The 18604-nt window shown below is 70.8% G+C and carries 20 protein-coding genes; 6 read left to right on the forward strand and 14 right to left on the reverse strand.

What is annotated here, in order from left to right; all coding sequences use genetic code 11:
* Window position 1: 1 nt before the first annotated feature.
* Window positions 2-1066, reverse strand: a complete 1065-nt coding sequence (gene bioB / locus ABD691_RS17820; RefSeq protein WP_344681051.1) for a biotin synthase BioB — start codon at window positions 1064-1066, stop codon at window positions 2-4.
* A gap of 103 nt (window positions 1067-1169) precedes the next feature.
* Between bioB and ABD691_RS17825 the strand changes: the two genes are divergently transcribed.
* Together ABD691_RS17825 and ABD691_RS17830 are read left to right on the forward strand one after the other, a co-directional pair.
* A complete protein-coding gene (locus ABD691_RS17825) occupies window positions 1170-1724 on the forward strand; it encodes a TetR/AcrR family transcriptional regulator C-terminal domain-containing protein (RefSeq protein WP_344681053.1) in 555 nt (184 codons plus the stop codon).
* A gap of 40 nt (window positions 1725-1764) precedes the next feature.
* Window positions 1765-2199, forward strand: coding sequence for a VOC family protein (locus ABD691_RS17830; RefSeq protein WP_344681056.1), 435 nt, complete (start codon window positions 1765-1767; stop codon window positions 2197-2199).
* A 173-nt stretch (window positions 2200-2372) separates the two neighbouring features.
* Here ABD691_RS17830 and ABD691_RS17835 read toward each other — a convergent pair whose 3' ends face one another.
* From ABD691_RS17835 to ABD691_RS17850, 4 genes are all read right to left on the reverse strand, one after another.
* On the reverse strand, window positions 2373-2783 hold the full coding sequence (locus ABD691_RS17835; RefSeq protein ID WP_344681058.1) for a VOC family protein: 411 nt from the start codon (window positions 2781-2783) through the stop codon (window positions 2373-2375).
* Between the two features lie 20 nt (window positions 2784-2803).
* Complete coding sequence (locus tag ABD691_RS17840) at window positions 2804-3238, reverse strand: helix-turn-helix transcriptional regulator (protein WP_344681060.1); 435 nt, start codon at window positions 3236-3238, stop codon at window positions 2804-2806.
* 25 nt (window positions 3239-3263) lie between these two features.
* Window positions 3264-3941, reverse strand: a complete 678-nt coding sequence (locus ABD691_RS17845) for an MmpS family transport accessory protein (protein ID WP_344681061.1) — start codon at window positions 3939-3941, stop codon at window positions 3264-3266.
* A gap of 92 nt (window positions 3942-4033) precedes the next feature.
* Window positions 4034-4975: a LysR family transcriptional regulator gene (locus tag ABD691_RS17850; RefSeq protein ID WP_344681062.1), complete on the reverse strand. Its 942-nt coding sequence runs from the start codon at window positions 4973-4975 to the stop codon at window positions 4034-4036.
* A gap of 91 nt (window positions 4976-5066) precedes the next feature.
* Here ABD691_RS17850 and ABD691_RS17855 point away from each other — a divergent pair, with 91 nt between their 5' ends.
* Window positions 5067-5960 carry an alpha/beta hydrolase gene (locus ABD691_RS17855; protein WP_344681064.1) on the forward strand — a complete coding sequence of 298 codons (894 nt, stop codon included), beginning with the start codon at window positions 5067-5069 and terminating at the stop codon, window positions 5958-5960.
* 210 nt (window positions 5961-6170) lie between these two features.
* On the opposite strand, the gene ABD691_RS17860 is transcribed toward ABD691_RS17855, so the two are convergent.
* Complete coding sequence (locus tag ABD691_RS17860; protein WP_344681066.1) at window positions 6171-7055, reverse strand: LysR family transcriptional regulator; 885 nt, start codon at window positions 7053-7055, stop codon at window positions 6171-6173.
* A 101-nt stretch (window positions 7056-7156) separates the two neighbouring features.
* Here ABD691_RS17860 and ABD691_RS17865 point away from each other — a divergent pair, with 101 nt between their 5' ends.
* A complete protein-coding gene (locus ABD691_RS17865) occupies window positions 7157-7516 on the forward strand; it encodes a YybH family protein (protein WP_344681068.1) in 360 nt (119 codons plus the stop codon).
* Here the strand turns inward: ABD691_RS17865 and ABD691_RS17870 are convergent, their stop codons facing one another.
* A complete protein-coding gene (locus ABD691_RS17870; RefSeq protein ID WP_344681070.1) occupies window positions 7517-8560 on the reverse strand; it encodes a type III polyketide synthase in 1044 nt (347 codons plus the stop codon).
* Between the two features lie 201 nt (window positions 8561-8761).
* On the opposite strand from ABD691_RS17870, the gene ABD691_RS17875 reads away from it, so the two are divergent.
* Entirely contained in the window at window positions 8762-9202 is a 441-nt protein-coding gene (locus tag ABD691_RS17875; protein WP_344681071.1) for a nuclear transport factor 2 family protein, read from the forward strand.
* 25 nt (window positions 9203-9227) lie between these two features.
* Here ABD691_RS17875 and ABD691_RS17880 read toward each other — a convergent pair whose 3' ends face one another.
* From ABD691_RS17880 to ABD691_RS17900, 5 genes are all read right to left on the reverse strand, one after another.
* Window positions 9228-10217, reverse strand: coding sequence for an LLM class flavin-dependent oxidoreductase (locus ABD691_RS17880; protein ID WP_344681073.1), 990 nt, complete (start codon window positions 10215-10217; stop codon window positions 9228-9230).
* 47 nt (window positions 10218-10264) lie between these two features.
* Complete coding sequence (locus tag ABD691_RS17885; RefSeq protein ID WP_344681075.1) at window positions 10265-10765, reverse strand: CoA-binding protein; 501 nt, start codon at window positions 10763-10765, stop codon at window positions 10265-10267.
* Window positions 10765-12087: an O-acetylhomoserine aminocarboxypropyltransferase/cysteine synthase family protein gene (locus tag ABD691_RS17890; protein WP_344681077.1), complete on the reverse strand. Its 1323-nt coding sequence runs from the start codon at window positions 12085-12087 to the stop codon at window positions 10765-10767. The genes ABD691_RS17885 and ABD691_RS17890 overlap by 1 nt, the downstream gene beginning before the upstream one ends.
* 52 nt (window positions 12088-12139) lie before the next feature.
* A complete protein-coding gene (locus ABD691_RS17895; protein WP_344681079.1) occupies window positions 12140-12661 on the reverse strand; it encodes an OsmC family protein in 522 nt (173 codons plus the stop codon).
* A gap of 104 nt (window positions 12662-12765) precedes the next feature.
* Complete coding sequence (locus ABD691_RS17900; protein WP_344681081.1) at window positions 12766-14223, reverse strand: diguanylate cyclase domain-containing protein; 1458 nt, start codon at window positions 14221-14223, stop codon at window positions 12766-12768.
* A 448-nt stretch (window positions 14224-14671) separates the two neighbouring features.
* On the opposite strand from ABD691_RS17900, the gene ABD691_RS17905 reads away from it, so the two are divergent.
* Window positions 14672-16432 carry a BCCT family transporter gene (locus ABD691_RS17905; RefSeq protein WP_344681082.1) on the forward strand — a complete coding sequence of 587 codons (1761 nt, stop codon included), beginning with the start codon at window positions 14672-14674 and terminating at the stop codon, window positions 16430-16432.
* A 452-nt stretch (window positions 16433-16884) separates the two neighbouring features.
* Here ABD691_RS17905 and ABD691_RS17915 read toward each other — a convergent pair whose 3' ends face one another.
* On the reverse strand, window positions 16885-17511 hold the full coding sequence (locus ABD691_RS17915) for an MBL fold metallo-hydrolase (protein ID WP_344681083.1): 627 nt from the start codon (window positions 17509-17511) through the stop codon (window positions 16885-16887).
* On the reverse strand, window positions 17511-18593 hold the full coding sequence (locus ABD691_RS17920; RefSeq protein WP_344681084.1) for an S-(hydroxymethyl)mycothiol dehydrogenase: 1083 nt from the start codon (window positions 18591-18593) through the stop codon (window positions 17511-17513). The genes ABD691_RS17915 and ABD691_RS17920 overlap by 1 nt, the downstream gene beginning before the upstream one ends.
* Between the last annotated feature and the right edge of the window lie 11 nt (window positions 18594-18604).

Below are 18604 nucleotides of genomic sequence, written 5' to 3' on the forward strand. Positions count from 1 at the left end.
GTCAGGCGTTGGGCAGGACGTCGGTGCCCGCCCCGCGCTGCCGGATCGCCGGGTCGATCGGCTCGGCGCGCTGGGCCAGGTCCTCGTCGGAGCCCAGCACGACGAACCCGTTGTCCCGGATCATCTCCAGGTCGGCCTTGGCGTCCTGGCCCTCCGACGTGAGGTAGTCGCCGAGGAAGATCGAGTTCGCCACCTGGAGCGCGATCGACTGCAACGAGCGCAGGTGCATCTCGCGCCCCCCGGCGATGCGGATCTCCTTGTCCGGGCAGACGAACCGCGCCATCGCGAGGATCTTCACGCACCGCGTCGGGGACAGCTCCCAGGTGTTCTCGAACGGGGTGCCGTCGAAGGGCATCAGGAAGTTCACCGGGATCGAGTCGGAGTCCAGCGCCCGCAGCGCGAACAGCGCCTCCACCAGCTGCTCGTCGGTCTCCCCCAGCCCGGCGATCAGCCCGGAGCACGGGGACAGCCCGCCGGTCTTCGCCTTCTCCACGGTGTCGACCCGGTCGGCGTAGGTGTGGGTCTGGACGATGTTCTCGTGGTGGCTCTCGGCGGTGTTGATGTTGTGGTTGTACGCGTCCACACCGGCGTCCCTGAGCCGCTCGGCCTGGCCGTCCTTGAGCAGTCCCAGGCAGGCGCAGACCTCGACGCCGGGGTACTCCTCCTTGAGCGCGGTCACCATGTCGGTGACCTTGTCGATGTCGCGTGTGGACGGTCCGCGGCCGGAGGAGACCAGGCACACCCGGCTGGCGCCGCCCCTGAGCCCGGCACCGGCCTGCTGGAGGGCGGCGTCCTTGGACAGCCACGAGTACTTCAGGATCGGGGCGTCGGAGCCGAGCGCCTGCGAGCAGTAGTTGCAGTTCTCCGGGCAGAGCCCCGACTTGAGGTTCACCAGGTAGTTCACCTTCACCGTGTTGCCGAAGTGCGCGCGGCGCAGCGTTCCCGCGGCGGCCACGACGGACATCAGCTCGGCGTCGTCGGCGCGCAGCACGGCGAGGGCGTCTTCTGGCGTGGCCGGAACCCCGGCGAGGATCGCTTCGGCGAGCTGGTGGAAGGGGGCGCTCATCGCTTCTCCCGGTGTCGGCTGGTGCGGCGACCTGAACAGCGTTCAACTGAACGGCGTTCAGGTTAGACTGGGGGTGTCGATCGGTCAAACAGGAGGGTCCTGCGTGCGCTACCACCGGAGCGACGTCGTGAACCGCGCGATCGCGGTCCTCGACGAGTACGGGCTGGAGTCGCTGACGATGCGCCGGCTGGCTGCCGAACTCGGCGTGCAGCCGAGCGCGCTCTACCACCACGTGCCGAACAAGCAGACGCTGCTGGCCGCGGTCGCCGACGAGATCCTGGCCAGGGGCAGGCGCCCTCGCGCGGCCCGGGAGTGGGACCGGCGGGTGGTCGAGGTGTGCGGCGAGCTGCGGGACGCGATGCTCACCTACCGCGACGGCGCCGAGGTGGTCGTCACCGCCCACACCTTCGGCCTCGGCGCGAGCGAGCCCGCCCGCCGGTTGCGGGAGGCACTGCGGGACGGCGGCCTGCCCGAGGACCTGGTCGGCGTCGGCACCCGCGCTCTCCTGCACCTGGTCTTCGGCCACACCGTGGAGGAGCAGACCGCGTTGCAGGCCGCGAGCGCGGGTGCGATCGACAAGGAACCGGGCGGTCCGGCGGACTTCGAGCAGGGGCTCGAACTCGTGCTGGACGGCCTCCGGTCCCGGGTCAGCGGTTAATTGGGTCCCGGTCAGCAGCACGCGCCGCTAGGGTGTGGCGGTGGCGTCGATCAAGCAGTTCCAAGTGACCTTCGACTGCGCGGAACCCGAGCGCGTCGCTCGTTTCTGGTGCGAGGTGTTGGGGTACGTCGTACCGCCGCCTCCGGATGGGTTTGCCAGCTGGGACGATTTCGACCGCTCGCTGCCGCCTGAGCGCCAGGGCGCGGCTTTCGCCTGCTCTGATCCCTCAGGTGTGGGCCCGCGACTGTTCTTCCAGCGGGTTCCCGAAGGCAAGGTCGTCAAGAACCGGCTGCACCTCGACGTGCGGGCCGGCACCGGGCTCGTGGGCGAAGAGCGCCTCGCCGCGCTCGAGGCCGAATGCGCACGACTCGTCGCGCTCGGCGCGGTACGCGTGCGGGTACTGCTTGCCGACGGCTTCAACGAGTCGTGCATCGTGATGCAGGACGTCGAGGGCAACGAGTTCTGCCTCGACTGAGGGCGCGGGGATCAGCCCGCGGCCTTGCGGACGATGCCGGCGATGTTGGCCTTCTCGGTCAGGCCGAACGTCATAAGGAGCGGGCCAGTCGGCGATCTTCTTGAGCACCGCGGCCTCGTTGTCGGCGTTCTTCTTCTCCGGCATCGCTGTCCTCACAACCTCGGAATCGGATTTCAGCCGCGCTGCTGAATTCGGATCAGATTGCCGGACGGGTCGCGAAAAGCGCAGTCGCGAACGCCGTAGTCCTGGTCGATCGGTTCCTGGACGACCTCGGTGTCGCTGGCCTCGATCCGAGCGAAGGTCTCGTCGAGATCGCTGGTGGCCAGGACGATGCCCGCGTAGGTGCCCTTCGCCATCATCTCGGCGATCGTGGCGCGCTCGTCGTCGGTGATGCCGGGATCGGCGCTCGGCGGCTGCAGGACGATGGAGGTGCCGGGCTGCTCGGGCGGTCCGACGGTGATCCAGCGCATTCCGCCGTAACCCACGTCGTTGCGGATCTCAAAACCGAGGACGTCGCGGTAGAAGGCGATCGACGCTTCCGGGTCGGTGTGCGGGAGGAATGCGTAGTGAATGCTGATCGTCATGGAAGTCACGGTAACCGCGGTCAGCGGGACCTCGCTTCTCGATTCCTGACCGGTCTGGTGACCCGCTGCGTGACGCATGCGGGCACGCCCGCCATCTCACCGGCCGCCTCCCGCCGGTAGGCGCTCGGCGGGAGGCCGACCAGTTCGGCGAACCGGGTGCTGAACGTGCCCAGCGAGGAGAAGCCGACGGCGAAGCAGACCTCGGTGACGCTGAGGTCGCCCCGGCGCAGCAGCGTCATCGCGCGTTCGATGCGCCGGGTCATCAGGTAGCTGTACGGCGACTCCCCGTAGGCGAGCCGGAATTCACGGCTGAGGTGCCCGGCCGACGTGCTGACACCGCGGGCGAGGGACTCGACGTTCAACGGCTGCGCGTACTCGCGATCGATCCGGTCGCGGACGCGGCGCAGCCGCGCGAGGTCGCGCAGCCGTTGCTGCTCGGAGGTTCTGCCGCCCACCCCGTGCACGATGCCACGACCGGCGTCACTTCACGCACATGGCTGACTGGAACGGCCCCTTGGAAGTGGCCTCCTGCACGACCTCGCCATTGACCAGGATGCGGCAGGTGATGGTTCCGCCGTTCTCGTCGTTGGAGGCCATCAGGGTGTAGGTGGAGAACGCGTCGATGTCGACCGGGACCTCGACGCTCCACGGCAGAGCGGTGTCGGCCAGGGACTCCGAGCTGGCACCACCACCGTTGAACGTGCTGTAGGTGATCGACAGGGCGGAACCGCTGCCCTCGACCTCGTAGCGCACGGCTCCGGCGCCCTCCTCTGCCTCACCGGCCGGGACACCCGGCGTGAGCGGCGTCCCGGGCGCGGGCGGGGCCTGGAAGTCGGCGCCGATCCGGTCCAGGTCGCGCACCAGCTCCCCGGCGGCCTGGAAAACGATCACCATGCCCCAGATCCCCACCACGGCCGCCAGGCCGCCGAGGCCGGTTCCGACCCACGACATGATCTTGTTGGTGGCGACGCCCTTGCGGGTCCTGGCCACGCCGAGCAAACCGAACAGCACCGCCAGCGCTCCCAGGATCAGCGCGACGAAGCCCGTCAGCGGGATGATGCCGAACACCAGGCCGATCAGCGCGAGCACAAGCGCGGCGATGCCGAAGCCGTTGCGGGGCTGCCCGACGTGCTGGGAGGAGGTGACCACCTCAGTCATGACCGTTTTCTCTTTTCCGCCCGGAAGGGGCGCCCATCGCCCGGCCACAGGTGCGGGCGTCAACCACCCATTCGCCCGACCGCGGAAAGTCGTTACAGCGCACCGGCGACGGCCGACGGGTGCCGGGCGAGCAGGTCGTCGAGGTGGGAACCGACCTTCGGGCAGTTGGCGCGCACGACCGACAGGTACGCCGCGAGCACCGGCGACCGGTCGGTCGCGCGGAACGACATCCGCAGGTCCGGCAGCCGGAACCGCGGGGTGACGTCGCAGAACCGGATGTCCTTGCGGGTGATCAGCCGCATCCGGCTCGGGCCGAGGCCGACCCCGGCCGAACACGCGGCGAGGCCGGCGATCGTGTGGATGTCGCGCGCCATCGTGGCGGTTTCGAGGGCGGCCGGGTCCGGCCCGAACAGCGGGCGCAGGTAGGAGCTCGCCGCGTCCTGGCTCACCACGAGCGGTTCCCTGGCCAGCTGCTCGGCATCGATCGTCCGGCGTCCGGCGAACGGGTGCGCCACCGACACCACGGCCACCAGGTGGTCCCCGCCGATCGGCACGGTGATCAGGTCCTCCGCCCCGGCTCCGCGCGGGCTGCCGCGCCCGACGGCGACGTCCAGCTCGCCGTCGAGGAGGGCGGCCGTCCCGGTGGGGCTGTCGAGTTCCTGGAGGGAGAGCCGGACCTCCGGGTGGGTCCGGCGGAACCGGCCGAGCACTCCGGGCAAGGGGTCGAGCAGCGCGGATCCGATGAACCCGATCCGCAGCCGCCCGGTCTCCCCGCGCGCCGCCCGGGCCGCGTCGACCCCGGCGAGCCGCATCTCGGCGAGCGCGGTGCGCGCCCTGGCGAGGAAGGCTTCGCCGGCCGCGGTCGGCACGACGCCGCGCGAGGTGCGGTCGAACAGCCGCTCCCCGACCTCCCGCTCCAGCGCGGCGATCTGGGTCGACAGCGGCGGCTGGGCGATCCCCAGCGAGGCCGCGGCGCGGCCGAAGTGCTGGTGCTCGGCGAGCGCCACGGCGTAGCGCAGGTGACGGGCTTCCACACCCCCAACGATATGCCGGAGATATCGCGAGGGCAGCGGTGAGATATGCCAGTGGATGGGACAGCACGGCTGAGGTGATCTGGAGCGGTCAGTGATCACCACTCCAGAAGGGCCGACCATGACCCGCCCGACCTCGTCCGAAACCGCCGTCGTCCTCGTGCACGGTGCCTGGCACTCCGCGCTGCACTGGGCGGCGACGCAACGCGCGCTCGCGCACCACGGCCTCGCCGCTGTCGCGGTCGACCTCCCCGGCAGCGGGCTCGGAGCGCCGGTGCCCACCGGCTACTTCCAGCCCGGCCAGCCCGGGCTCGCCGACGAGAAGTCGGCGCTGAGCGACGCCACGCTGGACCAGGCCGCCGACGTCGTGCTCGACGCGCTCGCCACCGCCCGCACCCGCTTCCGCAACGTGGTGCTGGTCGCCCACAGCGCGGGCGGCGCCCCCGCCTCCGCGGCGGCCGAGCGGGCGCCCGAGCTCGTCGACCACCTCGTGTACCTGTCGGCGTTCGTCCCGGCGGGCCGGCCGAGGTTCGCCGACTACATCGAGGCCGAGGAGAACGCGGGCGCGGTTCACATCCCGCCGATCGGCGATCCGGCCGAGCTGGGCGCCTTCCGGATCAACCCGCTGTCCGCCGACCCGGACCACGTGGACACGATCCGCCGGTCCTTCCTCAACGATCTCCCCGCGACCGCCCCGGATTCCTGGCGGCAGTTCCTGCACCCGGACCAGCCGCTCGCGAACGCCGTCACGCCGGTGCCGGTCTCGCCGCAGCGCTGGGGCCGGATCGCCCGCACGTTCATCAGGCTCACCGACGACCAGGCACTGCCGACCAGCACCCAGGACCTGATGATCGAGGAGGCCGACCAGGTCGTGCCGGACCTGCCGATGCGGGTGCGCTCGCTGCCCGGCGGCCACTCCCCGTTCGTGACCCGACCCGCGGAACTCGCGGCGGTGCTCACCACCACCGCCTTGCAGAAGACCGGCTGATGGCGGCGGCGCCGCGTCGCGGGTCCGGTGCTGGGTGGCGTGCTGGTCCGGCTCAACCCGCTGGGCTGGGCTGGCGGGCCGCGGCGTTCCCCCAGATCACCGCCAGGGCCGGACCGAGGCCGCCACCTCGGTCTCGGACGTACGAAGCCGCAGCGAGTCCTGGCCGCGGGTTTCGCGGTCAAACTGCGCGCGAAGCCGTGACCGTGAGGGTCATGCCCGCCGGGAGAACGCCCGCCGGGCGTGCACGAGGAACTCCCGCAGGGCCGGGCCGTGGGTGCGCCGCCAGATCAGCGCGAGCAGCGCGGGGATCTCGACGTCGTCGATGGTGCGCGCGACGAGCTTGTCCCGGTACGGCGTGACCATCGAGTCGCTGAGGATCCCGACGCCCAGGCCGCGGGCGGCGAGGTCGGCGATGGCCTCCGCGGTGCTGACCTGGAACGCGATCACCGGCCGCACGTCCCGCGCCGCGCACGCCTGGTCGAACACGGCGCGCAGTCCGGTGCCCGGCGGCATGCAGACGACCGGGTGCTCGCTCAGGTCGGCCATGCCGACGCGCCGCGATTCCGCCAGCGGATGTCCGGGCGGGACCGCCGCGACCAGCCGGTCGCTGGTGATCGTGAACGAGTCCAGCCCGTCCGGGGCGGCGGTCGCGGTGCCGATCAGGGCGAGGTCGACGGCTCCGGCCCGCACGGCACCGGTGAGCTGATCGGAGTTGTCCTCCAGCAGCGTCACCCGCACGCCCGGGTGCGCCTGGTGGAACGTCGCCAGGGCGTCGAACAGCGGCGTGATCGTGCAGCCGGTGACCATGCCGATGGTCACCTCGCCCCGGATCAGGTTGGTCACCTCACCCACCGCCTGGCCGACCGCTCCGGCCGCGGCGAGCGCGCTGCGGGCGTGTTCGAGCGCGGCCTTCCCCGCGGCGGTGAGCGTGGCGGCGCGGGCCGACCGGTCGAACAGCGCGGCGCCGAGCTCCCGCTCCAGCTGGCGGATCTGGGCGCTGATGCCGGACTGGCTGACGTGCACCCGCTCGGCCGCGCGGGTGAAGTTCTGCTCCTCCGCGACCGCGATGAAGTATTCCAGCTGGCGTAAATCCATGACCGGTAATTCTAGTTTCCAGCAGAACCAGCTGTTGGACTTCTGATCGGGCCGGGACCAGGCTGGGAAGCGCACAAAGCACAGACATCCCGGAGGAATCGATGCAGGACAAGGCCATGCGGCCCGAGGAGCTCACCCGCCTGTTCGTCGAGCGGTCCAACGCCGGTGACGCGGCCGGAGTCGCCGCGCTCTACGAGCCGGACGCGGCGATCGCGTTCCCGCCCGGTGGGCAGACGGTGGGCCGGGACGCGATCCAGGCGCTGTGGGCGCAGGTGCTGGCCGACCGCCCGCGGTTCGAGCAGGAGGTGCCGCTGCCGACGCTGAGCAGCGGCGACCTCGCGCTCACCTCGACCCCGCGCAAGGACGGGGTCGGCGTCCGCGTCCAGGTGGCCCGGCGGCAGCCGGACGGGAGCTGGCTGCGCGTGCTCGACCACCCGGAGATCGCGCCGCCGGAGCAGTGATCAGCCACCGCTGCGCAGCAGCATCGCGTAGATCGTGGCTCCCGGGCCGAAGCTGAGGATCACGGTGTGCTGGCCGGGGGTGGCGATCACGGTGTCCCAGAGGCGTTCCAGCACCGTCAGCACGGCCGGTCCCGCCGTGTTGCCGTAAGCGCGCATGGCCGCGCGGGAGGCGCTGACCTGGTCCTCGGGCAGCGCCAGGGTGCTGGCCACCGCGTCGATCACGCGCAGCCCACCGGGGTGCACGGCCCAGTGGGCGATGTCGTCGCGACCGAGCCGGTTGCGCGCGAGCAGCGCGTCGACCGGGGTGGCCAGCCCCTTGGCGACGATGTCGGGCAGGTCCGGCGAGAGGGCCATCCGCAGCCCGCTCGCGCTCGGCTCCAGCTTCAGCGCATCGCGGTGTTCGGCGAGGTAGAGCGACTCGACGTCGAGGATGTCCAGTCCGGGGTGGCCGTCGGTGCCGGGGCGGATCACCGCCGATCCGGCGCCGTCCCCGAACAGGGTCAGGACGACGGCCTGCTCGTTGTCGTAGGGCGGGGGTTGCAGGTGCGGCGAGAACATGTCCGCCACCAGCAGCACCGAGATCCCCCCGTTCACCGCGGTCTGGTTGCGGCAGACGTTCAGGCTTGGGACGGCCGCGTAGCAACCGGCCGGTCCCAGCGGCATGCGCTGCGCGTTCTCCCGCATCCCGACCTTGTCGGCGAGGACGTCCAGCCCGGGGACGGCCTGGACGGTGCTGGTGGAGGGGGCGAAGAAGTCGACTTCCTCCGGCGCAACCCCCGCCCGGCTGAGCGCGGTGCCGAGCGCGCGCTCGGCCAGCGGTTCCACCTCGTCACGGGCGCGCAGCATCCGGGTGTGGGTGCTCCAGCCCCTCGGGTCTTCCGCTCTGGGGTCGACGGCGAGCCCCTTGGTCGCGATCTCGGCCTGCGCGGCGATGTGGGTGACCTTGTCGCCTCCCTGCTCGGGCGCGAGGAACGCTGCGATGTCGTGGACCGATACCAGGGCGGGAACGGCCGAGGCCACGCTGGTGATGCGGGCATGGGGCATGGTGGTGCTCCTGGGTCGTCGTTGTGCGGAGGGCGACCGCGGTGGGGGCAACCTACCGAGCGGCCGAGCCCGCGAAGCGGCCGTGGCAAAAACCCGCCAGAGCAAGGGAATGTCCGCTGGCCGCATGCGACTTTCTTGGCCATCGCAACGCAATTCGCGCGGTGAAACGTCCGAACGCGACCCGAGGGGGCAAATCCGACCATGCCCGTCGCTCACGCCGATCCGATCGCCGACAAGCTCCGGATCAACGACCTGCTCCTGCGCTTCGCGCACGCGCTCGACACCAAGGACTTCGACGGCTACGCCGACTGCTACACCCGGGACGGAATCCTCCAGCACACCTGGGGCCGCCACACCGGACGGGACGGACTGGCCGATGCCGTCCGAAAGAACCTCTCCGCCTTCCACCGCACGCAGCACTTCGTCACCAACCACCTGATCGACGTCGAGGGTGATGTCGCCACCTCGCGCGCCAACCTCTACGCGGTGCACCTGCGCACTGAGGACGACCCGGCTCCCTGGGAAGTCGGCGGCACCTACCGGTGCCGGGCGCACCGCACCGCCGACGGCTGGAAGTTCGCGGAGGTCACCATCGACGCGGTCTGGCAGCGGGGCGGTAAGGCAGAACTGGGCGCACTGTGAAAGTCTGATCCATAGTGGACAGTACTCACGGTGCGGCGAGGAGTTCGTAGGACAGCAAGCGATCGGCGTGGTGGTAGACCGGAGTGGTCACCATGACCTCGTCCGCGCCGGTTTCGCCGACCAGGGACTCCAGCCTGCCTCGCACGGTCGCGGGCGAGCCCACCACGACGCTGTGAGCCCGTGCGGCGATCTCCGCACGGTCCTCGGACGTGTAGGGATAGGCCGCTGCATCGTCCGGGCTGGGCAGCAGGATCCGGTTGCCCCGCTTGCGGCTGAACACCTTCAGCCTGGCCGGGCCCGCGAGCCATTCCGCGCGCTCGTCGGTGTCCGCGGCGATGACCGAGACGCTGATCATGACCTGCGGGGCCGGCGACATCGGGGACGGCTGGAACGAGTCCCGGTACACCCGGACCGCTTCCAGCCCCTCCGGGTTCAGGTGATGGGCGAACGCGTAGGGCAAGCCGACCGAACCCGCGAGCTCGGCGCTGGCGGCGCTTGAGCCGAGGATCCACACGCGCGGCGCGTTCCCGACCGCCGGCACCGCCGTGACGGACTGGCCCTCCGCCGGGTCGAAGTAGCTGAGCAGTTCGCGCAGCCGCTCGCCGAACGGAACGTCGTCGGGTACTCGCGAGCCGCGGATCGCCGCGGCGGCATGAGGCGGCCCGCCGGGAGCGCGGCCGAGCCCGAGATCGATCCGCCCGGGATGCAGTGCTTCCAGCGTCCCGAACTGCTCGGCGACCACCAGCGGCGCGTGGTGCGGCAGCAGGACCCCGCCGGAGCCCACGCGGATGCGGCGGGTGGCGGCGGCGATCCGGCCCACCAGCACCGCGGGAGCCGAACTCGCGACCCCGCGCATGCTGTGGTGCTCGGGCACCCAGTACCGGTGGTAGCCCAGTTCCTCCGCGAACCTGGCCAGCTCAACGGTGTTGTGCAGGGCTTGCCGGGCCGTGGAGCCCTGCACGATCGGCGAGGTGTCCAGAACGGACAGCCGCAGGTCGGTCTTCGGCGGTGGCACGCTCCGGATCCTCCCGGACGCAGCCCGCCCCTCCTACCCCGGCGGGCTCAGCGCAGCGTCCTGCGGGCGGTGATCTGCCCGGTGTTGAAGCCTGCCAGGTGGAGCCCGCCGTGGAAGCGGGCGTGCTCGATCTTGAGGCACCGGTTCGTCACGGCCGTCAGCCCCCGGGCCCTGGCGTCGGCGGCGGCCTCCTCGTTGATGATCCCGAGCTGGACCCACAGCACCGGGGCGCCGATCGCGACCGTCTCGTCCACGACACCAGGGAGGTCGGACGCCTTCCGGAAGACGTCCACGATGTCGGGGGTCTCGGGCAGGTCGGCCAGCGACGCGTGCACCGGCAGGCCGAGGACCTGCTGCCCGGCGGCCCTCGGGTTGACGAAGTGGAGCCGGTAGCCGGCGTCCTGGAGCAGGTAGGTCGCGACAAAATAGCTGGCGCGGGCGATGTTGGCGGAAAAGCCCACGATGGCGACCGACTTCGCGGCGCGCAGGATCGCGAGCCGTTGCTTCGCGGTCGGCTCGGTTGCCTGCCTCGGGATCGCGGCGGTCATCAGTCCTCCTTCAGCGCGGCGGTGAGCGCCTGGTCGAGGTCGAAGACGATGTCCTCCACGTCCTCCAGGCCGACGCTGATGCGCACCAGCCCGGGGCCGACCCCGGCGGCGGCGAGCTGGTCCTCGCCGAGCTGGGCGTGGGTGGTGGAGGCCGGGTGGATGACCAGCGTCTTGGTGTCACCGATGTTGGCCAGGTGGCTTGCCAGGTCGACCGACTCGATGAAGCGCCTGCCCGCCTCCCGCCCCCGCCTGATGCCGAAGCTGAAGACGCTGCCGGGGCCGAGCGGGAGGTACTTGCGCGCCCGGTCGTGGTGCGGGTGGCCGGGCAGCCCGGCCCAGTTGACGAACTCGACGCGCGGGTCGGCCCGCAGCCACTCCGCCACCGCGCGGGCGTTGTCGACGTGCTGCTGGACGCGCAGCGGCAGCGTCTCGACGCCCTGGGCGAGCTGCCACGCCGACTGCGGGGACAGCGTCGGGCCGATGTTGCGCAGCTGCTCGGAGCGCAGCCGGGTCAGGAAGGCGTACTCGCCGAAGTTGCCCCACCAGGTGAGGCCGTTGTACTCCGGCACCGGCTCGGTGAACAGCGGGAACCGCGGGTTCGACCAGTCGAAGCGGCCCGACTCGACCACCGCGCCGCCGAGGGTGGTGCCGTGGCCGCCGAGGAACTTGGTGGCCGAGTGGACCACGATGTCGGCACCCCACTCGAACGGCCTGCTCAGGTACGGCGTGGGAATGGTCGAGTCGATCACCAGCGGTACTCCGGCGGCATGCGCGACGTCGGCCAGGCCCTCGATGTCGGCGATCTCGCCCGAGGGGTTGGCGACCGTCTCGGCGAACACCACCTTGGTGCGCTCGGTGATCGCGGCGGCGTAGGCCTCCGGGTCGGCGGAGCTGACGAACGTCGTCTCGACGCCGAACCGCCGCAGCGTGGGGTCGAGCTGGGTGACGGTGCCGCCGTAGAGCTGGGCGGAGGCGACGATGTGGTCACCGGCGCCCACCAGGGACGCGAAGGTGATGAACTCCGCGCTCACCCCCGATGCCGTGGCCACCGCGCCGAGACCGCCTTCGAGGCTGGCGATCCGCTCCTCGAACGCCGCGACCGTCGGGTTGGCCAGGCGGGAGTAGACGTTGCCGTACTTCTGCAGGGCGAAGCGGGCCGCCGCGTCGTCGGTGTCGTCGAAGACGAACGAGGCCGACTGGTAGATCGGCAGCGCCCGCGCCCCGGTCACGGCGTCGGGGATGTTGCCCGCGTGGATCGCCCGGGTGCGGAAGCCGTACGCTCGGTCGGTCCCGTACGCGTCGGTCCCGTACGCCTCGGTCATGGTGTCTCCTGGTCGGTGCGGTGCGCCGGCTCGCCCGGGGCCGGCACGCGGATCATGCGAGGGTGACGTTCACCGGCACCGCGCCGCGCAGCGTGTGGCCGACCGGCGAGCTGGCGAGCACCTTGGCGTGCAGCTCCTCCAGCTTCTCGCGCGGGGCGTCGGAAACGATCGTCACGGTCGCGTCGATGGAGTCGAAGCCCGCGTGCCCCTCGGCCAGGCCGAGGAAGACGTGGAGGTCGACGCCGCCCTTGAGGTCGATGCGCAGGTCGTCGAGCCTGATCCCGGCCACGCTGGCGTTGGCGGCGTAGCCGACGGCGAGGCAGTTGCCGAACGCGCCGAGCAGCTGTTCGACCGGGTTGGCCGCCGCATCGCCACCACCGAGGCTCTTCGGCTCGTCGGACGGGGTGGCCTCGAAGTCGCGCACCCGCGACTCGGAGGCGAAGGCGCCCTTCCAGGTCACGTGCGCGGCCCAGGTGGTCCGCGCCTTGGACGGGTCGTCCTGGATCGCCTGGACGAGACCACCGATTGCCTCGATGTCGACGTCGTTCAGACGCGTGCTGGCGTCGATGCTCATGTGCGCTTCCCATCGTCGGAGATCCGTGGTTGGGCACATGAGAGCAGAGAGTCATGAACGCACAACACCAAGTCCAGATCGTAGGACCTCGTGTCACGGGACCATCAGCGGAACGTGAACGGGCGCTGGACGTCGACCCGCATCCCGTTCCGGCCCGCGGCCTTCGCCGCGTACATCGCTTCGTCCGCGCGGGCGAGGGCGTCGTCGGCGGTGTCGCCGTCGTCGAGCTCGGCATATCCGAGGCTGATGCTGATCGTGCAGGAGCAGTCGCCGATCCGGACGGGGTCATCGAAAGCCGACTGGACGCGCCTGCCGAAATCGCCGGGATCGTCGGGCGCGGGATCGAGGAGAACGACGAACTCGTCACCGCCCATGCGGGCAAGCGTGTCCGCCGGCCTGATCCGGGAACGGATCCGGGCCGCGACCACGCGCAGCGCGGTGTCTCCCGCCTCGTGCCCCAGAAGATCGTTGATCTCCTTGAAATGATCCAGGTCCGCGTACAGGAGACCGACGCGCCGGTCGTGCTGGTCGCGCGGCAGGGCCTTGCCGAGCCGGAACAGCAGGAGGTTCCGGTTCGACGCACCGGTGAGCGGGTCGTGGGTGGCCTGGTAGGCGAGCTGCTGCCGGGCCGCTGACAGCTGGCGCAGCGTCATGAGCTGCCGCAGGACGACCAGCGCCACCACGCCGATCAGGGCGTAGACCTCCCCCACCTGCGGCTGGCCCGTGGAAATCGTTGTGAACAGGGTGAATCCGCATACCAGGGCGAACGGAACGTACGGCAGGAACAGCAAGGGCATGCGGAGCTTGATGCGCGAGAACCGGCGACCGGGCGCGAACGCGGCCAGCAGGAACAGCATCGGCCCGAGCATGTACCCCACGTCCGCCAGCGGCGGCGCCGTCAGCGAGTGGCCGATCGTGTAGACGTAAGCGGTGTCGGAAAGACCGATCGCGACGAGACCGGAAACCAGCCACAGCAAGGGGAGTCGCAGGATTCCGCACAACGCGACCGCGAACAGGACTGCGACGACGATCAGGACCAGGTCGGCCATCGTGTAGGACGCCACCATGACAAGCCTGCCGACGCGGACGCCGTCGGCGTGCCGGACCGAGTCGAACGCGAGCTTCCAGCTCAGCGCCAGCAGGCTCCCCGCGATGATCAGCCCGTCGAGCATGACGACCGCGCGTGGCGGCGCCACCCCGTGTTCGTCGGTCTTCCCGTGGTCCTTCTTGACCAGGCTCAGCACGGCGAAGAAGGCGAAGAGCGGGAGTCCCAGGTAGAGGGCGTTCGCGGCGTTCGGGAAGGTCATCGGGTCGATGCCGCGGTACCAGGCCCACAGCGAGTGGGCGGTGGTGAACCAGGCGAGCGCCACGACCATGAGCCATCGCCACCGCCGCTCGTCCCCCGTCCGGCACCACCCGGTCCACGCGAACGCCGCGGCCGCGGCGACCGAGCCCAGCACACCGGTCAGGTCGGCGACCAGTTCGCTGATCCGGGGCGGCAAGAAACCTGACAGCACCAGGACGACGGCAGCGGTGGCCACGACGGCCACGCTGACCGCCATGCGGTGCCAAGGCTGTCGCTCAAGCATGCCCAGACCTGGTCGGGTGTCGCGGGGGCCGCGTCCGGTGTGGACGATCATGGCCCGGTTGAGCCAACGCGGTGACAGCACACGATGGACCCGAGGCCGCCCGCTGTCAAGGGGCGGTCCTGGCTACCGCCAGGTAGCCCGGTCGACGCCGCGAGCAGGAAAGATCCGCCCGGGAAGCCTCGGCGCAACCCTTGACGACCGCCCACCGGTCACCCATCCTTGTTGCTCATTACGCCCCTTGTTCTGCTATCCGCAACACACTGCGGATGCTTGTGACTCCGCGGCCGACTCCCCGACCGCTGCGCACCGCCTGCGGTGCGGTGCGCCGAAAATTCTTCCCGACTCCGCGGGTCGGACACCGAATTCCCGTCGTCAACGACGAGACGAGAGGAGGCGGCGTCCACACCGGACGTCGAACGGCATGACTGCGCACAACCCCACCACTCCCCCCGATCCCGGTCCCGATCCCGGCGAGGAATCCGGCAGACCAGCCCGGATCGACCGCACGGTCTTCGGCATTTCCGCCGCCCTGGTCCTTGCCTTCGTCGCCTGGGGCCTGTGGCGCACCGACTCGCTCAGCGCGCTGTCCTCGACGGTGCTCGACTGGCTGATCGTCAACGGCGGCTGGGCGTTCGTCCTCGTCGCCACCGGCCTGGTCGTCTTCGCGCTCTGGCTGGCCGCGAGCCGCTACGGGCGGATACCCCTCGGCTCGGACGACGAGCCCGCCGAGTTCAGGACGGTGTCCTGGGTGGCGATGATGTTCAGCGCGGGCATGGGCATCGGGCTGATGTTCTACGGCGTCAGCGAACCGCTCGCGCACTTCGCCGAACCCCCGCCCGGAACCGTCCCGCCCGGCAGCGACGCGGCGGTGGAGACCGCGATGGCCACCTCGCTGTTCCACTGGACGCTGCACCCGTGGGCGATCTACGCGGTGGTGGGCCTGGCCATCGCCTACAGCAGCTTCCGCCGCGGTCGCAAGCAGCTGATCAGCGCGGTGTTCGCGCCGCTGCTCGGACGGCGCACCGCGAGCGGTCCGCTGGGCAAGCTGATCGACGTGCTGGCGATCTTCGCGACGCTGTTCGGCTCCGCAGCGTCGCTGGGGCTCGGCACGCTGCAGATCGGCAGCGGGCTCCAGGCCAGCGGCTGGCTGTCCGGCTCCCCCGCCGTCGGGCTGCTGGTCGCGGTGATCGCGGTGCTGACCGTCGCGTTCATCGCCTCGGCGGTGTCGGGCGTGGCCAAGGGCATCCAGTGGCTGTCCAACATCAACATGGTGCTCGCCGCGGTTCTCGCGGTGTTCCTGCTCGTGGTGGGGCCGACCGTGTTCATCCTCGACCTGGTGCCGTCGGCGATCGGGAACTACTTCCGGCACATGGGCGAGATGACCGCGCGCACCGGGGCGACCGGCGGCGCGGCCATGCAGCAGTGGCTGTCGACCTGGACGATCTTCTACTGGGCGTGGTGGATCTCCTGGACCCCGTTCGTCGGGATGTTCATCGCGCGCATCAGCCGCGGGCGCACCATCCGGCAGTTCGTCTGCGGCGCGCTGCTCGTGCCCGCCGCGGTGAGCGTGGTGTGGTTCGCCATCTTCGGCGGGACCGCGATCGACGCCCAGCGCCACGGGACCGACCTGGCCGCCGCCGGAGCACCGGAGGCGCAGCTGTTCGACGTGCTGGCGCGCTTCCCGCTGGGCGCCGCCACCGGTGTGCTCGTCATGGTCCTCGTGGCGATCTTCTTCGTCTCCGGCGCCGACGCCGCGTCCATGGTGATGGGCACGCTGTCGCAGCGCGGGTCCATCCACCCGAGGTGTTCGGTGGTCGTCTTCTGGGGCGTCGCCACCGGAGCTGTCGCGGCGGTGATGCTGATGGTCGGCGGCGGTACCGACAACGCGCTGACCGGCTTGCAGAACCTGACGATCATCGCGGCGGCGCCGTTCACCGTCGTGATAGTCCTGCTCTGCGTCTCGCTCGTGCGTGACCTGCGCAGCGATCCGCTGATCCTGCGCGCCGAGAAGGGCGCCGAGCTCATCGAGGAGGCCGTCCTCACCGGTGACGACCGCTACGACGGCGACTTCCAGCTCCAGGTGTCGGCCGGGCCCGCGACCGAAGAAGCGGCTCCCCCGGCCGGATCAGCCGAGGAAGCCGCTGGTGATGAGCGAGAGGAAGTGCCCGTCAGTCGCGCTTGACCCAGTCGTCGCACTCGCGCCGATGGTGATCGGCTGCTGCCGTTGCCCGGGGTGGACCTCAGTCTCCTCGGGCAACGGCAGCAACCGGTCCCGGATGGACGCCACGATCACGCCAAAGTCCGAACAGGAACGACCGGTCGCCCCAGGACGGCCGGACCCACGACAGAAGCGGCTCCCCCGGCCGGATCAGCCGAGGAAGCCGCTCATGGTGAGCACGACGAAGTACCCGTCAGCCGCGCGCAACCCAGCCGTCAAACCCACGCCGGATCACCCGTGAAAACCCTGGCCGGACTCGGAGGACAAGCACACCGCGCCCAGCGCGTGCAGCACATGCAGCTCAACACCAGCCACCCGCAGGACCTGGTAGTCGGGTGCCGGCCGGACGACAGAAGCGGCTCCCCCGGCCGGATCAGCGGGGGGAGCCGCTCATGGCGAGTACGACGAAGTGCCCGTCAGTCGCGCTTGACCCAGTCGTCGAACTCGAGCCGGACCGCGCCGATGGTGGTCGACTCGCCGTGCCCGGGGTGCACCTCGGTCTCCTCGGGCAACGGCAGCAGCCGGTCCCGGATGGACGCCACGATCACGTCGAAGTCCGAGAAGGAACGGCCGGTCGCCCCGGGACCACCGGCGAACAGCGTGTCACCGGTGAAGACCGTGGCCAGGCTCGGGAAGTACAGGCAGACCGCGCCGGGCGCGTGTCCCGGCGTGTGCAGCACGTGCAGTTCGACACCGGCCACCTGGATGACCTGGTTGTCGGCGAGGTCGCCGTCCGGCTCGCTGTCCGGGTGCGTGAGGTCCCACAGCACCCGGTCCTCCGGGTGCAGCAGGATCGGCGCGTTCACCTCCGCGGCCAGCTCCGGTGCTTTGCGCACGTGGTCGTCGTGGGCGTGGGTGCAGACCACCGCCAGCACCCGGCGCCCGCCGACGACCTCGCGGATCGCGGCGACGTCGTGCGGCGCGTCGATGACCACGCACTCGTGGTCATCGCCCACCACCCACACGTTGTTGTCCACGTCGAAGGTCCCACCGTCGAGCGAGAACGTGCCCGAGGTGACGGTGTGATCGATGCGCGCGGTCATCAGAACACCACCACCGAACGCAGCACCTCACCGCGGTGCATCTTCTCGAACGACTCCTCGACCTGGTCGAGCGCGATCTCCTCGGTGACGAACTTCTCCAGCGGCAGCCTGCCCTGCTGGTACATCTCGACCAGCATCGGGAAGTCCCTGCTGGGCAGGCAGTCGCCGTACCAGCTCGACTTCAGCGCGCCACCGCGGGCGAACACGTCGATCAGCGGCAGCTCCAGCTTCATCTCCGGCGACGGAACCCCGACCAGCACGACCGTGCCCGCCAGGTCCCTGGCGTAGAACGCCTGGGTGTAGGTCGCCGGGATGCCGACGGCGTCGATCACCACGTCGGCGCCGTTGCCGTCGGTGAGCTCCCGGATGGCCTCCACCGAGTCGGTCTCGGCGGCGTTGACGGTGTGCGTGGCGCCGAACTCGCGCGCCCACTCCAGCTTCACCGGGTCGGTGTCCACGGCGATGATCCGCCGGGCCCCGGCCAGGTTCGCGCCGGCCACCGAGCCGCTGCCGACGCCACCGCAGCCGATCACCGCGACCGAGTCGCCCGGACCGGCCTGCCCGGTGTTGACCGCCGCGCCGATCCCGGCCATCACGCCGCAGCCGAGGAGGCCGACCACCGCGGGCCGGGCGGACGGGTCCACCTTTGTGCACTGCCCGGAGTGCACAAGCGTCTTCTCCGCGAACGCACCGATCCCCAACGCGGGCGACAGCGGCGTGCCGTCGTCGAGCGTCATGGGCTGGGAGGCGTTGTGGGTGGAGAAGCAGTACTGCGGCCTGCCGCGCCGACACGCGCGGCAGTTGCCGCAGACCGCGCGCCAGTTCAGCACGACGAAATCGCCCGGTTCGAGGTCCTCGACCCCTTCCCCGACGGAATCCACGACGCCTGCGGCCTCGTGGCCGAGCAGGAACGGGAACTCGTCGTTGATCCCGCCCTCCCGGTAGTGCAGGTCGGTGTGGCAGACACCGCACGCCTGCACGCGCACCACGGCTTCACCCGGCCCGGGGTCCGGGACATGGATCGTCGCCACCTCGACCGGCTTTCCCTTGCCGGCGGCCACGATCCCACGTACTTCGGTCACTGGGTACTCCT

The organism is Saccharopolyspora taberi, from assembly GCF_039534165.1.
GTDB classification, from domain to species: Bacteria; Actinomycetota; Actinomycetes; order Mycobacteriales; family Pseudonocardiaceae; genus Saccharopolyspora_D; species Saccharopolyspora_D taberi.

Bases quoted from the DNA above. Each gene is read 5' to 3' on its own strand.
- bioB (WP_344681051.1), bottom strand. From the start codon at position 1,066: ATGAGCGCCCCCTTCCACCAGCTCGCCGAAGCGATCCTCGCCGGGGTT.
- ABD691_RS17835 (WP_344681058.1), bottom strand. From the start codon at position 2,783: ATGACGATCAGCATTCACTACGCATTCCTCCCGCACACCGACCCGGAA.
- ABD691_RS17845 (WP_344681061.1), bottom strand. From the start codon at position 3,941: ATGACTGAGGTGGTCACCTCCTCCCAGCACGTCGGGCAGCCCCGCAAC.
- ABD691_RS17860 (WP_344681066.1), bottom strand. From the start codon at position 7,055: ATGGATTTACGCCAGCTGGAATACTTCATCGCGGTCGCGGAGGAGCAG.
- ABD691_RS17865 (WP_344681068.1), top strand. From the start codon at position 7,157: ATGCAGGACAAGGCCATGCGGCCCGAGGAGCTCACCCGCCTGTTCGTC.
- ABD691_RS17870 (WP_344681070.1), bottom strand. From the start codon at position 8,560: ATGCCCCATGCCCGCATCACCAGCGTGGCCTCGGCCGTTCCCGCCCTG.
- ABD691_RS17875 (WP_344681071.1), top strand. From the start codon at position 8,762: ATGCCCGTCGCTCACGCCGATCCGATCGCCGACAAGCTCCGGATCAAC.
- ABD691_RS17885 (WP_344681075.1), bottom strand. From the start codon at position 10,765: ATGACCGCCGCGATCCCGAGGCAGGCAACCGAGCCGACCGCGAAGCAA.
- ABD691_RS17890 (WP_344681077.1), bottom strand. From the start codon at position 12,087: ATGACCGAGGCGTACGGGACCGACGCGTACGGGACCGACCGAGCGTAC.
- ABD691_RS17895 (WP_344681079.1), bottom strand. From the start codon at position 12,661: ATGAGCATCGACGCCAGCACGCGTCTGAACGACGTCGACATCGAGGCA.
- ABD691_RS17900 (WP_344681081.1), bottom strand. From the start codon at position 14,223: ATGGCGGTCAGCGTGGCCGTCGTGGCCACCGCTGCCGTCGTCCTGGTG.
- ABD691_RS17905 (WP_344681082.1), top strand. From the start codon at position 14,672: ATGACTGCGCACAACCCCACCACTCCCCCCGATCCCGGTCCCGATCCC.
- ABD691_RS17915 (WP_344681083.1), bottom strand. From the start codon at position 17,511: ATGACCGCGCGCATCGATCACACCGTCACCTCGGGCACGTTCTCGCTC.